This is a genomic window from Ventosimonas gracilis (assembly GCF_001580025.1).
Taxonomy (GTDB): Bacteria; Pseudomonadota; Gammaproteobacteria; order Pseudomonadales; family Pseudomonadaceae; genus Ventosimonas; species Ventosimonas gracilis.
On record NZ_LSZO01000217.1, the window covers coordinates 19,242 to 32,617 of the forward strand.

Annotated in this window: 14 protein-coding genes; 2 read left to right on the plus strand and 12 right to left on the minus strand. The window is 56.1% G+C overall.

The annotated features are described in order from the left end of the window. Positions 1–13: 13 nt before the first annotated feature. The 5 genes from AXE65_RS12420 to pilG form a co-directional block, all read right to left on the minus strand. Positions 14–889: a CheR family methyltransferase gene (locus AXE65_RS12420; protein ID WP_068393064.1), complete on the minus strand. Its 876-nt coding sequence runs from the start codon at positions 887–889 to the stop codon at positions 14–16. A gap of 23 nt (positions 890–912) precedes the next feature. After that, entirely contained in the window at positions 913–2,955 is a 2,043-nt protein-coding gene (locus AXE65_RS12425) for a methyl-accepting chemotaxis protein (protein ID WP_068393067.1), read from the minus strand. A gap of 116 nt (positions 2,956–3,071) precedes the next feature. Next, positions 3,072–3,617, minus strand: coding sequence for a chemotaxis protein CheW (locus tag AXE65_RS12430; protein ID WP_068393070.1), 546 nt, complete (start codon positions 3,615–3,617; stop codon positions 3,072–3,074). Positions 3,618–3,686: 69 nt separating this feature from the next. Continuing rightward, the gene (pilH, locus tag AXE65_RS12435) at positions 3,687–4,052 is read right to left on the minus strand and encodes a twitching motility response regulator PilH (RefSeq protein ID WP_068393074.1); all 366 of its coding nucleotides are present in this window, start codon (positions 4,050–4,052) and stop codon (positions 3,687–3,689) included. A gap of 57 nt (positions 4,053–4,109) precedes the next feature. After that, entirely contained in the window at positions 4,110–4,514 is a 405-nt protein-coding gene (gene pilG / locus AXE65_RS12440; protein WP_068393077.1) for a twitching motility response regulator PilG, read from the minus strand. A 284-nt stretch (positions 4,515–4,798) separates the two neighbouring features. On the opposite strand from pilG, the gene gshB reads away from it, so the two are divergent. Together gshB and AXE65_RS12450 are read left to right on the plus strand one after the other, a co-directional pair. Continuing rightward, positions 4,799–5,767: a glutathione synthase gene (gene gshB / locus AXE65_RS12445; protein ID WP_068393079.1), complete on the plus strand. Its 969-nt coding sequence runs from the start codon at positions 4,799–4,801 to the stop codon at positions 5,765–5,767. A gap of 79 nt (positions 5,768–5,846) precedes the next feature. Continuing rightward, a complete protein-coding gene (locus AXE65_RS12450) occupies positions 5,847–6,725 on the plus strand; it encodes an energy transducer TonB (RefSeq protein WP_068393230.1) in 879 nt (292 codons plus the stop codon). A gap of 41 nt (positions 6,726–6,766) precedes the next feature. Here the strand turns inward: AXE65_RS12450 and cysB are convergent, their stop codons facing one another. The 7 genes from cysB to hemC form a co-directional block, all read right to left on the minus strand. After that, the gene (cysB, locus tag AXE65_RS12455; RefSeq protein WP_068393082.1) at positions 6,767–7,738 is read right to left on the minus strand and encodes an HTH-type transcriptional regulator CysB; all 972 of its coding nucleotides are present in this window, start codon (positions 7,736–7,738) and stop codon (positions 6,767–6,769) included. 273 nt (positions 7,739–8,011) lie between these two features. After that, entirely contained in the window at positions 8,012–8,707 is a 696-nt protein-coding gene (gene ispD / locus AXE65_RS12460; protein ID WP_068393086.1) for a 2-C-methyl-D-erythritol 4-phosphate cytidylyltransferase, read from the minus strand. A 67-nt stretch (positions 8,708–8,774) separates the two neighbouring features. Further along, positions 8,775–9,071, minus strand: coding sequence for a septum formation initiator family protein (locus AXE65_RS12465; RefSeq protein ID WP_068393089.1), 297 nt, complete (start codon positions 9,069–9,071; stop codon positions 8,775–8,777). Positions 9,072–9,199: 128 nt separating this feature from the next. Further along, positions 9,200–10,426: a heme biosynthesis HemY N-terminal domain-containing protein gene (locus AXE65_RS12470; protein ID WP_068393092.1), complete on the minus strand. Its 1,227-nt coding sequence runs from the start codon at positions 10,424–10,426 to the stop codon at positions 9,200–9,202. Continuing rightward, positions 10,423–11,571, minus strand: a complete 1,149-nt coding sequence (locus AXE65_RS12475; protein ID WP_068393095.1) for a uroporphyrinogen-III C-methyltransferase — start codon at positions 11,569–11,571, stop codon at positions 10,423–10,425. The genes AXE65_RS12470 and AXE65_RS12475 overlap by 4 nt, the downstream gene beginning before the upstream one ends. Continuing rightward, positions 11,564–12,367, minus strand: coding sequence for a uroporphyrinogen-III synthase (locus tag AXE65_RS12480; RefSeq protein ID WP_068393098.1), 804 nt, complete (start codon positions 12,365–12,367; stop codon positions 11,564–11,566). The genes AXE65_RS12475 and AXE65_RS12480 overlap by 8 nt, the downstream gene beginning before the upstream one ends. Then, on the minus strand, positions 12,351–13,286 hold the full coding sequence (hemC, locus tag AXE65_RS12485; RefSeq protein WP_068393100.1) for a hydroxymethylbilane synthase: 936 nt from the start codon (positions 13,284–13,286) through the stop codon (positions 12,351–12,353). The genes AXE65_RS12480 and hemC overlap by 17 nt, the downstream gene beginning before the upstream one ends. Between the last annotated feature and the right edge of the window lie 90 nt (positions 13,287–13,376).

A 13,376-nucleotide genomic window follows, 5' to 3' on the forward strand; every position in this document is an offset into this window, starting at 1 on the left:
GCCATATAAAAAGCTACTCCGCGCCGCCTGGTTGCTTACGAATAAATGCTTGCACTGCGCCCGCGCCTGCCGGAGCAAGCGCTGGGTGCTGCCAACCGGTGGCCTCGCTGGTGCCAATCAGTAAAACGCCGCCCAGACTTAAGCGCCGCGCTAACTGATCCAGGATTTCAAAACGGCGTTCGCGGCGAAAATAAATCAGCAGGTTTTGGCAGACAATCACGTCCAGATTAAAAAAGGGCTCATCGGCCAGCGCCAAGACATTAAGGCGGGTAAAGCAGACCTTGGCGGCAAGCTCTGCGTTTACCACGAAACCGCCGTGCTCGGCAGAGGGCGAAAAATAGCGCTGGCGAAACTCGCCCGGCAGATGCGCGATACGCTTGGCGCTGTAGCAAGCGGCGCGTGCTTTGGCCAGCGCACTTTCATTGATATCGCTGCCGAGTACGCCAAAGGCGGCACCTTTGCCCAGTGCTTCACTGGCGGTGATGGCGAGTGAATACGCCTCCTCGCCGCTGGCGCAACCCACGCTCCACAGCATCAGTGCGCGTTCGTCTTGCTGTGGGTGCTGTTTTAGGTAGTGGCTTAAAAAGTCAAAGCCCGCCGGGTCACGAAAAAAAGCGGTTTCTTGCACAGTAAGACCGGCGAGCAGCTTTGACCATTCAAATGCACTACCTTGTCCTTGGATAAGCCTTTGGTAATAGTGCGACGGGTCAAAAATGCCCAGCTCGCGCATGCGCTCTTCCAGCGCAAGCTGCAAAAAGCCTTGGCTTTGCGCGCTGATCACCACACCGGTTTGTTGCTCAATCAGCGCTTGCCAACGGGCAAAATCCGCCGCCGGCAGCGGTGGGTGGGCGGCGCGGGCAGTAGTGCTGCACGGCTGTTTGACTGGCATCACTCAAGTTCCGCGAGCGGTGACTACGCTGATGCCGGCAGCTTAAAGCCGGATACCGAACGACGCATTTCTGCGGCCATTTCGGCGAGGCCGCCGATGCTTTGTGCGGTGGTGGCGGTGCCGGTTGAGGTTTGCGAGGTGATGTCTTGAATCACGCGCATGGTGCTGGAAATATGCGTTGCCGAAGAAGCCTGCTGGCGGGCGGCGCTGTAGATGTCCTCAATCAAGGCGGCGAGATTTTGCGAGACCTGCTCGATTTCCTTCAGCGCAACCCCAGCGTTTTGCGCAAGATTGGCTCCTTGCACCACTTCGGTGGTGGTTTGCTCCATCGAGATCACCGCCTCGTGGGTATCGGTCTGAATGGTGTGCACCAAACCTTCAATCTGCTTGGTGGCGGCTTGCGAACGTTCAGCGAGGCGCTGCACTTCGTCGGCCACCACGGCAAAGCCGCGTCCGGCTTCACCGGCCATCGCCGCCTGAATGGCCGCGTTCAAGGCGAGGATGTTGGTTTGGTCGGCAATGTCGTCAATCAGGCTGATAATGTCGCCGATTTCCTGTGACGATTCGCCCAGGCGCTTGAGCCGTTTGGAGGTGTCTTGAATCTGCTCGCGGATGTTACCCATGCCGGTGATGGTGCTTTGCACTACTTCGCTGCCACGGCTGGCGATGGCTACCGAACGTTCGGCTACCGCTGCTGATTCGGAGGCGTTGGTCGATACCTGGTTGATGGACTGGGTCATCTGGTTAATGGCCGCCGAAACCCCGGCGATTTCTTGCGCCTGATGGTCGGAGGCTTCGGCCAGGTTGTCTGCGGTCGCTTGGGTTTCCTGTGCGGCGGAGGCGACTTCCAAACTGATTTGGTTAATCGCCGCCACCACGCCACGAAGCTGATCAATGGATTGGTTGATGGAGTCGGCAATGGTGCCGGTAAAGTCCTCGGTTACCGTGGTCATTACCGTTAAGTCCCCTTCGGAGAGCGGCTCCATTTCTTCCAGGAGGCGCCAGATGGCCGTTTGGTTGCGCTTGTCGCGCGCTTTGATTTCATCAAGGTTTTTGCGGCTGGTACGCAGCGAGACATAGCCTATCAGTACCAGCGAAAGGATGATAAGCGCAGACAATCCCGCACCCGCCCAAGTGTGAATTTGGCGGGTTTCTGCCAGTGCGGCAAAGGCGGACGAAAGCTCTGTGGTATCGTCCAGCAGTTTTTGCGAGTCGCCGTACAGGTTGTCCACTGCTTCACGGCCCTGGATTAACTCGGGCACACCGGAGATCACCTGTTCGACCGAGTCGGAGATGGTTTGAAATTCATCAACAATGCGCTGCAAGTGTTCGCGTGCTTCTGTGTCGGTGATGCGCGGGATTTCCAGTGCGCTGTCGCCATCGAGCATGCCGCGCAAAATCCTTGAGAACAGCAGCGTGTCACGGGCAAAGCGGTCAGAGGCTTGCGCGGAATCGGCTTCACCGGCCATCAAGCGGCTGACCGAAGTCAGGATTCGCTCAATCAGCAACAATTGCTGCTGCGCGGCGCTCACTTGTGCGAGCGGCGCGCGGTTGGTCAGCAGAATTTCGACCACTTCTTCGTAGTCCACCTGCAAATGCGGCAGGCTTTCCATTACATCGCTGCCGACCCGCCCCAAAAGGGTTGCGATTTTTTCACTGGCGAGGACGGTTTTGACGTGCTGTTCCAGACTGCCCCAGGTTTGTTCAACCTTGCTCATCGCCTCCTGCACGGCTTCAGGCGCAGGCGGCAGGTCATTTGGCTCATCACCCTGGTGCAGGGCGCTCCAGTGCAGGGCAAAGTTTTCGCGGGTTCTTTCCAGGTCGCCAAAACCCCATTCATTGCCGCTCATCGCTTCGTTGGCGTTGCGTGTAAAGCCTTGTGAGAGTACGCGCAACTCGCCGGTATGCGCGGCGTATTGGCTATCGTAGCCGGTTACAATATTGAGGTAGATAAAGTTGCCGAGCAGCAGCAAAACACTGAGAACCAGCACAGCAACGAGCAGGCCGATGACCTTGGCATTGCCCTTTGACCTGTGTGAAAAACCGGCGAAATTAAGTTTTTTCATTATTACTGGATCCTGTCTGGAACAATTTCGTTCAATACTTTGCATACCACTCGTCTTCCTTGTAGCGAAGGGCTACAAAAAACCCTGTGCAGTTTTTTAAGTTTCAAATTTAAATTTCAAGCAGCAACCTGCAAAAACCGGCTGTCCGCCAGCAAAGCCTGCGGGTCAAATAGCAACCAAGGCTGCGGATTGCGAAATATGCCTTCAATAAACGGGCTAATCTCGGCTTCCAGTGTGTTCAGCTCAGCCGCTTGCGACTCGAAGCTATCCAGCAAGAACTGCTGCATGCCAAACACTTCATCGACCAACAAGCCAACCAAGATTTCTCCCTGCTCGACCACCAAGACCCGGTGTTGCTTGCGTGGCGAGGAAGAAGGTTGAGCCAAAAAGCCACACAAATCGAGCACGGGCAGAAGCCTTCCGCGTAGATTAGCAACTCCATTGACCCAGCCCTTGACCCCGGGCAACGCCGTACAGGGCGGTTGATGGAGGATTTCCGTCACCTCGCCCATTGATACCACATACCGCCGCTGTCCCAAACGAAAACCAATGCCACTAAAGTGCTGCACGACTTCCTCTGGCGACGGCAGCGGTGCGGCTAATGTCAAATAGCGCTTTTCAAGCTGGCAAAGCAAGGCAAAAGGAGAGCTGTCGTCGGCCATCTTAAGGGTTCACTTATTGCTTATTTACGCTGTGTTTCGCAGCAAAAAGCACGCTACGCTTGGGCAGCGTCAATCAGGCAGTACGGTCTGCAACGCTCCCATCAGGGTTTTTTCGTCCACCGGCTTGACCAGATAGCCTTTGGCGCCTTGCTGCTGGCCCCAGCGTTTGTCGGTATCCTGGTCTTTGGTGCTGATGATAACCACCGGAATATGGCGGGTTTCATCATCGCGCGCCAGTTGGCGGGTCGCCTGAAAGCCGTTAAGTCCGGGCATCACCACGTCCATCAGTACGGCATCGGGTTTTTCCTTGCGCGCCATCGCTACGCCATCGGCACCGTTTTCCGCCTTGAGTACTTCATAGCCGTTTTTTTCCAGCAGACTGGTCAGCTTGAATACCTCGGTGGGCGAATCATCCACTATCAAGATTCGAGTCATTATTTTTCCTTACTGCTCATAAAAGACCTGGTGTCATTGAAACAATCCGCCTATCCCTTAGGCGGATTGCGCTGTGAAAGATGATGGCACGTGGGTCTTGATAGCCCCGAGCAGCTCTTCCTTACTGAATGGTTTGGTCAAGTATTGGTCTGAGCCAACAATGCGTCCGCGCGCTTTATCGAACAATCCATCCTTGGACGACAGCATGATAACCGGCGTAGATTTGAAAGTGCTGTTGTTCTTGATTAACGCGCAGGTTTGATAGCCGTCCAAGCGCGGCATCATGATGTCCACAAAAATAATGTTGGGATGGGTTTCGGCAATTTTTGCCAGTGCATCAAAGCCATCCACAGCCGTAGTGACATCACAGCCGACTTTTTTCAGCAGTGTTTCTGCGGTGCGACGAATCGTTTTCGAGTCGTCAATGACCATAACCTTTAGGCCGTCAAATGATGGTTCCATGCTCCCCTTATCCCCCATTTTTACAAGCCCAGCAATTATTGAGCGCTTTTATCCCAATCGCAAGGGGCGCACTGCCTCATCCGCTGGGTGTTGTCTTGTCGATAAAACGCTTGGCTGTGCTCGAAATGCGGGTACATCGCCCGTAAACTACAGCAAGATTTCTTGCAAGACTTCTGCCGGTCGCTTATCTGCTGTGTCTTATATCGGTATCAGCACCCATTTGGCAAGCTGTCTGCGTCAATTAACCGAAAAACTCGGCCTTTATCACAAAAAAGGAGCTTTTTATGACGGTTCGTCTTGGCATAGTGATGGATCCCATCTCGCAGATTGCCTTTAAAAAAGACAGCTCGCTTGCGCTGCTGCTCGCCGCCAAAGCCCGTGGATGGCTGCTGTATTACTTGGAAATGGCGGATTTATATCAGCAGGGTGGCGAGGTGTTTGGGCGCTGCAAGCCTTTGCATGTCTTCGAAGATGCGCAGCATTGGTTTGAGTTGGGTGACGAGCAGGACCAGCCGCTTGCGCAGCTCGATGTCATCTTGATGCGCAAAGACCCACCCTTTGATATGGAATTTGTCTACGCCAGCTACCTACTGGAGCGCGCCGAACAGGCCGGGGTGCTGGTGGTCAACCGCCCGCAAAGCCTGCGCGATTGCAACGAAAAGCTCTTTGCCACGCAATTTGCCCCTTTAATGCCGCCGACTTTGGTCAGCCGCCGCGCCGATTTGCTGCGCGAATTTGCCGCAACGCACAAGGATGTGATTTTTAAGCCGCTCGACGGTATGGGGGGCGCTTCGATTTTCCGTCACCGCCAGGGCGACCCTAATCTTTCGGTCATTTTGGAGACACTAACAGGCTTTGGCACCCGGCAAGCGATGGCGCAGGCTTACCTGCCCGCCATTAAAGACGGGGATAAACGCATTCTGCTGGTGGACGGTGAAGCGGTGCCTTGGTGTTTGGCGCGTATTCCGATGGCCGGTGAAAGCCGTGGTAATCTGGCCGCCGGTGGGCGCGGCGAGGTTAGGGCGCTGTCTGAGCGCGACCGGCAGATTGCCGGGCAAATCGGCCCGCTGTTGCGCGAAAAAGGTCTGTTGCTGGTAGGGCTGGACGTGATTGGTGAGCATTTAACCGAAATCAATGTCACCAGCCCCACTTGCTTGCGGGAAATCGATGCGGCCTGTGGTATTTCCATCGGCGCATTAGTCATGGATGCTATCGAACGCAAGCTGTCTGTTAAAAAATCGGTTAACGATTGAAGAGGAATTTTGTTTGGCCAGCAAAAAACTAAAAGCCAAAGGGCGCGAAGCAAGCCAAGAAGGCCAAGCGCCGGACGACGTGGCACTGTTTGAAGGCGGCCACGTTTATGCGGCGTATCCATCGGCACGCCTTGGCTTTACCCTGTTTATCGCGGCGACGCTGCACGCGGCCTTAGTGCTGGGTTTGGGTTTTACCCTGCCGCAAATGGCACCGCTGCGCGATTCGCTGGAAATCACCCTGGCCGCTTTCAATGACGAAAAAGCCCCCGATCAGGCGGATTTTCTGGCGCAGCACAACCAGCAGGGCAGCGGCACGCAAGAAGAAAAAGCCGCGCCGACCACGACTGATACCACGCCGTTTCAAAGTGATGAAGTTAATACTGTGAAGATGCCCAAAGGTCAGCAGCAAACCGAAGAGCAAAGCGAGCAGCCAGTCTTGACCACGAGCAGCGGTCGTACCAAGAGCGCGCGTAATCTGCCAACGCCCGAGCAAAAGCCGCCAACGACCCCCGATTTTGATAGCAGCGAATTGTCCGCACAAATCGCCAGCCTTACCGCTGAACTTGCCGATGCGCAGCAAGCTTATGCAAAAAGGCCGCGTAGGCATCAGGTCACTTCTGCTTCTACGCGCAGCGATAAAGCGGCTTGGTATATGTACGACTGGGTGAAAAAGGTTGAGCGCATTGGCAATCTCAATTACCCGGAAGAAGCCCGCCGTCTGCGCATTTATGGGCAGCTTCGCTTGCTGGTGGTGGTCAAGCGCGACGGCAGCTTGCTGGCTGTGCAGATACTCCAATCATCCGGGCAAAAAGTCCTCGACGATGCCGCCAAACGCATTGTGCGACTGTCTGCACCCTTTCCACCCTTTAGCGGCGCACTGGCAGACAGCACGGATGAGCTGGAAATCATCCGCACCTGGCGCTTTGAACGCAGCGATAAGCTGTCATCCAGCCAGTAAAAACGCCCCTCGCCCGCTTGCGGGGGCGGGGGAGAGGGCAACTACAAGGTCGGCAGTTCGATATGGGCGAACAGTGCGTTTTGTTCGTCCTTGCTACGGCAGTTCATCAGTTGTGTTTGGATACGGCGGGTTAGGTGCGGGGCAAAGCGCTCGATAAAGTCGCACATAAACCCGCGCAAAAACGTACCGCGGCGAAAGCCGATTTTGGTCACCGAAGGTTCAAACAGTGCGCTGGCATCAAGGCTGACCAAATCGCTATCTTGTATCGGGTCAAAGGCCATCTGCGCCACGATGCCAACGCCAAGCCCCAGGCGCACATAGGTTTTGATGACATCGGCATCGGCGGCGGTAAAGACCACCTTGGGCAGCAAGCCTTCGCGGTCAAAGGCTTCATCCAGCCTTGAACGACCGGTAAAGCCAAACACGTAAGTGACCAGTGGATGTTCGGCGAGCGCCTGCAAGGTCAGCGGTTTTTGCGTCAGCGGATGCCCTTTGGGGACGACCACGCAGCGATTCCAGCGGTAGCAGGGCATCATCAACAGATCATCGAAAAGCTCTAAGCCTTCGGTGGCAATGGCAAAGTCCACCGTGCCGTCTGCCGCCATCTCGGCAATCTGCACCGGCGAGCCTTGGTGCATGTGCAGCGCCACTTCCGGGTACTGGCGGATAAATCCCTTAATCACCGAAGGCAGGGCATAACGCGCTTGGGTGTGGGTGGTGGCAATCGATAGCGTGCCTTTTTTCTGGTTGGAAAATTCTTGGCCGATGCGCTTGATGGTTTCCACCTTGCGCAAAATCTCGCCCGCCGTTTGCAAAATCTGCTCGCCAGCGGCGGTGACGCGGGGTAAGTGCTTGCCGCTGCGGGCGAAAATCTCAACGCCTAATTCATCTTCAAGCAGGCGGATTTGCTTGCTGATACCGGGTTGGGAGGTATACAGGCTTTGCGCCGTCGCCGAGACATTGAGTTCATGATGAGCGACTTCCCAGATGTAGCGCAGTTGCTGGAGTTTCATGGCGTTCTCTCAAGGCACACAAGTTTTTAGTGGAGGGATGTTGTGACCGAGCGACAGCAATCTGCCCTTTCTTGGTGTTTTGACATTTGTCCTCGCTTCATTGCAATCCGCTTTGAAACGGGGACAGACGCTAATAACGCTAAACCCGATGGCTGAAAAATAAAGTGGATGCGTTTTTTATTCTGTTGTAGCTCGTGGCATCCAAACGCTTTGCGGGGGACGGCGGTCATCATAGGGGTATCCATTCCGATATTTTGTGATGGCTCTTGCACTTTAGTCGATACCAAGCAAGTTTAAGTCTTCCCTTTGCGTAATTTTTAAGTTGTCAAAGCGCCCTGCTACCAAGCGCGGCTTTGCGCCAGTCCATTCCATTGCGCTGGCTTCATCGGTAATCGGTGCGCCTGCGGCAAGCGCTTGTTTGAGCGCTTGTTTAAGTGGCGTAAAGCGAAACATCTGCGGGGTTAGCGCATGCCAGATGAGTTCACGCGGCAGCGTTTGCTTGACCCGTCCGTCGAGGCCTGCTTGTTTTAAGGTATCGCGCACGCGCACGGCGAGCAGGCCACCTATAGGGTCATCTTTAAGACTTTGCAGCAGCTCGTCAAGGTCACTGGTTTTAAGGTTGGGTCTGGCGGCATCGTGTACCAGTACCCAGTCCATCGATTGCGCGCCCAAGCGTTCAAGATACTGCAAGGCGGCAAGTACCGAATCCGCCCGCTCGGCACCGCCGGTTACGCGCTTAATCCGTTGATCTTGGGCACAAGGCAGGGTTTGCCAGTGTCGATCGTCTTCGGCCAGCGCAATCACCAGCTGCTTTAGCTGTGGATGGGCGAGAAAGCAGCTTAGGCTGTGCTCCAGAACGGTGCGCCCGTCGTTAAGTTGCAAATACTGTTTGGGAGTGGACAAAGCCATGCGCAGCCCACGCCCGGCGGCGGGGATAACGACCCAGAATGTCGGCAAGACGCTAGTCATGACAAGGCTTTAGACCCCTCCAAAAGCCCTCTTTTATTCAGTGAGTTACAAAAAAACATAGGGCTTATTACTGGGGGAAGTAGTAGAGGATTTCGTCCTCCTTGACCATGCCAAGGTCATAACGGGCGCGTTCTTCGGTCGCCTCAAGGCCTTGCTTAAGGTCCTTAATATCCCATTCGATCAGCTGATTGCGCGCAAGCAAGCGCTGGTTTTCCTGTTTTTGCACGATGATTTTCTGCTCATAGTCTTCGATTTGCTGCCACTGCTGCCACAGCCGGTATTGCAGGCTGGCGAGCAATGCCAGCAGCACGGCGCACAGCGGCCAAACACTGTGGCGCTGGATAAAAACTTGCAGGCTACCCATTGGATACTCCTTGTTGTTTGGTTTTTTGTTTGATTTTTGTCGCTAAATCATCCATGTAATAACGCCTCCATTTAACCTAAAAGTTTCCCCGATGAATACTGCAAAACAGTTTTGCTTTTTCACTAGGCTTAGTGCTTGTTCAGTCTAAGTCTTGTGCTGTTGTTGTTGATATTCAGCAGACCTTGCGCCTGCATAAAAAGTTCCGCGCTGCGTTTGCTTTCACCCATTTCCAATAAAAGCTGCGCCAGTTCTGTGCAGCTTTCGCGGCGAGGTTCTCGCGCAAGGCTGGCTTCATAGTAGCGGCGGGCTTTATCGAATTGTCCGCTGGCGCGACCAAGGCGAGCCAGTGCCAGCAGCAGTTCTAAGTCTTCGGGCTGGTTTTTCAGCCAGCTTTCTGCGGTTTTTAGCTGGTATTCGGGGTCACTGGTGAGCAGCTTGCCGTAGCAGGCGGCCAAGCGGCTGTCGTACTGGCGTTTGATGGCTTTGTGCAGTAGCTGTTCGGCTTGATCCGCTTCGTCCAGGCGGGCGAGTTGTTCGGCGTAGACGGCAAGCACCCGGGATTGCCCGCGCAGGGATTTGGGCAGCGCGCGCCAGAGGCTTTCGAGCGCTTGCGCCCCCGCGGCTTGTTTGAGCTGCTGGCAGGCGGCGCGTTGCTCCAGTTCAAGCCGTGTCTGTTCAGACAGCAGTCCGTGCTTTTGCAGTTTGGGCAGCAAAGGTTGCAGGGCGAGCCAGTCTTCTTGCTGCTCCAGCAGTTTTTGCAGCTTGCGCAGTATGTGCAGGTGATGGGGATACTGCGCGTGCAGGCTTTGCAGGGTCTCGCGAGCGGCGGGCAGTTCGCCCTGCTTAAGCTGCAATTCGGCTTGCATCAGGGCGGTCGCAAGGCTTTGCGCGGGGCATTGCTGCTTGGCCTGCGCAAGCAGCGCGGCGCTTTGTCCGTCATCACCCAGTTGCTGCGCGGCGTGAGCGGCGGCGAGCAAGGCAAGCAGCGGTTGCTCGCTACCCGTTGCGGCCTTTTTTAAGTACGGTAGCGCACGCTCAAAGCGTCCTTCAGCCAAAGCGAGCAGGCCGCGCTGTTCGGCGCGCCGTGAGCGGCGGCTGCGCGCGCGTTTTGACCAAGGATTAAGCCAGCCGCTTGCAAGCAGCAGGCTGCGCACGAGCAGGCCAAGCAGCCCGATGGCAAACCACAGCCCGCCCAACAAGGCGAGAAAAAACCATAGGCTTGATTCGTAGCGAAAGCCTTTAAAGGCGATCAGCACATAGCCGGGCTGCTGATAAAACAGCATGCTAAGACCCGCGCCGATAACGGCGAGCAGCAACAGGCTAAGCAGCAGACGCAAACGGGTGCCAAGGCTCATGGCGCAGCCTCCGAGGCGGCTTCCGGGACGGTGTCGGGCGTTTCGGGCGTCGCTTCGGCGTTTTGTGCTTGCTGGCGCTTTTGCATATAGCTTTGCATGGCGGTGAGCAGCGGGGCGAGATCGGGCATGCTGGGGGCGACGATTTGGCTTTGCAGTGTGCTGATGGCGCTTTGCAGGCTCTGCGTGGCGCTATCTTGCGGATTAAAGGCGAGTGTCAGCAGCTCATCGGCCTGTTTAAGTGCTTGATTGTAGACCGCCTGCTGTCCGTGCAATACCGCCCACTGTGCTTGTTCAAGGTTAAGGGTAAGTGCAAGCCTTGCCTCATTGAGGCTTTGTCCGGCGAGCAGCGGACGGATGTCTTGTCCGCCTGCCTCAAAGTCAATCCGCACATAGTGCGACAGCGCCTCGCGCCATTGTTGCCACCAGCTCTGCTCTTCGGCGCCTCGCTCGGCCACTTCAGCCGCAGCAAAGCGGGGCAGCGAGCGGCTAAGGGTGCTCGCTTGGCTGCGCAGCGCGGCGAGTTTGAGATACAGGGCGTCTCGGTCGAGGCGCGCTGCGGCTTCAAGTTGCTGCAACACTTCAGCCAGCGCCTTGCGTGTGGCAAGGCTCGCCGGGTCTTGCTGCGCGATAAGCAGTTCATCGGCGTTTTTTAGCAGCGAGCGGGCGCTGCCGACATCCTGCATCACGCTAAGGCGCAACGAAGCCAGTTGCATTTGATAGAGCGCTTCATTGAGTTGCCATGAGTGCGACCCGCTGATGTCTGAAAGACTGGCTTTAAGCTGCTGTTGCTCGTCTTGCAGCGCTGTTTGGCTTTGCTTAAGTTGCTCAAGCAGGCTTTGCTGTTGAGCGTGCTGCTCGCGCGCATCCGGCAACGCCGCCAGAGCATTTTGCAGTGTGGCAAGTTCCAGGCGACTGCCTTCAAGCTGGGTTTGCAGCGCGCTTAGAGCCGTTTTTTGCTGGCTCTCGCGCTCGATGAGCGCCCGATATTGCTGCCAAAGTTGCCAGCCGAAAAAGCCGCCCAAGGCGAGCAGCAGTAAAAATACGCCCTGCACCAGCAGCAAGGACGGTAGCGCAAGCGAGCGTGATTGGGGGGCTGGTGCAGGTTCTGCGTCTTGCGCTTTTGCAGCAGCGGTGGGTTCACTCATAACGATAATCCTTGTGATCAATACGGATTAAATACTGATTAAGCACGCCAAGCAGTGCGTCGCTGCTGGCACCTTGGCAATCGATAACCTTGGCAAATCCGGCGGCGTGCGCCTGCTGCGCAACCCGTGCACTGGGCACAAACAGTGCCAGTTTTGCGAGTTTTGGCCAATCATCTGCCGCCAGTTGAATAAGATGCTGCAAGCCTTGGGCACTGCTGACATAGAGCGCGTTCAGCCGCTGCTCTTTTATCCGCTGTACAAGAATACCGGCGGGGTAGCCTGGCAATACGCGGCGGTAGAGCGCGAGCCGATCGACCGTTACACCTTGTGCACTTAAGGTGTCGGCGAGCACAGTGCGACCGCCAACGCCTGCAAATATTAGCGCTTTGGCATTTTGCCTATCCAGTGCTGCTTGCAATTCGGGCAGCGCCAGCATGGCTTCGCTGGTATCGCCTTGCGGCGGCCAATAAGTCTTTAATCCGTAATCGTGCAGGATTTGCCCGCTGCCCGCGCCAGGGGTAAACCAAGATGGTCCCAGCGGCGGCTGCGGCCAGTAGCGGTCAAGCAAAGCAAGCCCCAGCTTGGCGGCGGGTTTGCTAAGGACTAAAACCGCTTGGTATTGATCCAGAGCCAGTATGCGCAAGCGTTGCTCGGTGGTTTCCGGCAAGGGGAGGCTCGCCAGCAGCGGCAGGCAATTGGAATAAACGCCGTGCTTGGCGAGTGTTTGCGAAAGCCTCGAACAGTCCTCTGCCGGACGGGTCAGCAGCAAGCGCAAGGCATTAGGCGGCGTTGCCATAGACCGCCTGCAAAATGTCGTCTGCGCCTTGGCTTAATAAGTCTTCGGCGATACGAATGCCAAGGGCTTCGGCTTGAGCTGTGTCACCTGTGCCTTCGGCGTGCAGCAGCAATCGCCCATCCGGTTGGCCGACCAAGCCACGCAGATGCAGTCTGCCGTCGATCAGTTCGGCGTAGCAGGCAATCGGCACTTGGCAGCCGCCCGCCAATCGTCGGTTTAATGCCCGTTCGGCGCGTACACAAAGCGCCGTTTGCTCATCCTGCAAAGGTGCCAACAGTGCGTGCAGGGTTTTATCTTCGCTACGGCATTCAATACCGACTGCGCCTTGCCCACCGGCCGGCAGGCAAATCTCGGCAGGCAACCGTTCGCGGATACGTGACTGATAGCCCAAGCGAACAAGACCGGCAGCGGCCAAGATAATCGCGTCATAGTCACCGGCATCGAGCTTGCCAAGGCGCGTATCCAAATTACCGCGCAAAAAGCGCACGGATAAATCCGGCCTGAGCGCCAACAACTGCGCTTGTCGGCGCAGGCTGGAGGTGCCAAGGACGCTGCCTTCGGGCAGCTCGGCAAGGCTTTTATGGTGATTGGAGACAAACGCATCGCGCGGGTCTTCGCGCTCGCAGATGCAAAAAAGCCCAAGGCCAGCCGGAAACTCCATCGGCACATCCTTCATCGAGTGCACCGCAATATCGGCCTCGCCTGCCAGCAGGGCGTTTTCCAGCTCTTTAACAAACAAGCCTTTACCACCAATTTTGGCAAGCGGTGAATCCAATAATTGGTCGCCCCGGCTTTGCATCGGCACGAGCTCAACCACAAGCGAAGGATGCGCCTGCTGAAGTTTTTGCCGCACATATTCGGCTTGCCACAAAGCCAGGGCACTTTTGCGCGTTGCAATACGAATGTAGGAGCAGGGCATGAGCGTCGCTTAAAACGATCGAAAGAGATGATGATAGCAGGCTGGCACCCTCCCCCGAAGCTCTCTCCTGCAACAATCGTTAAAAATTGC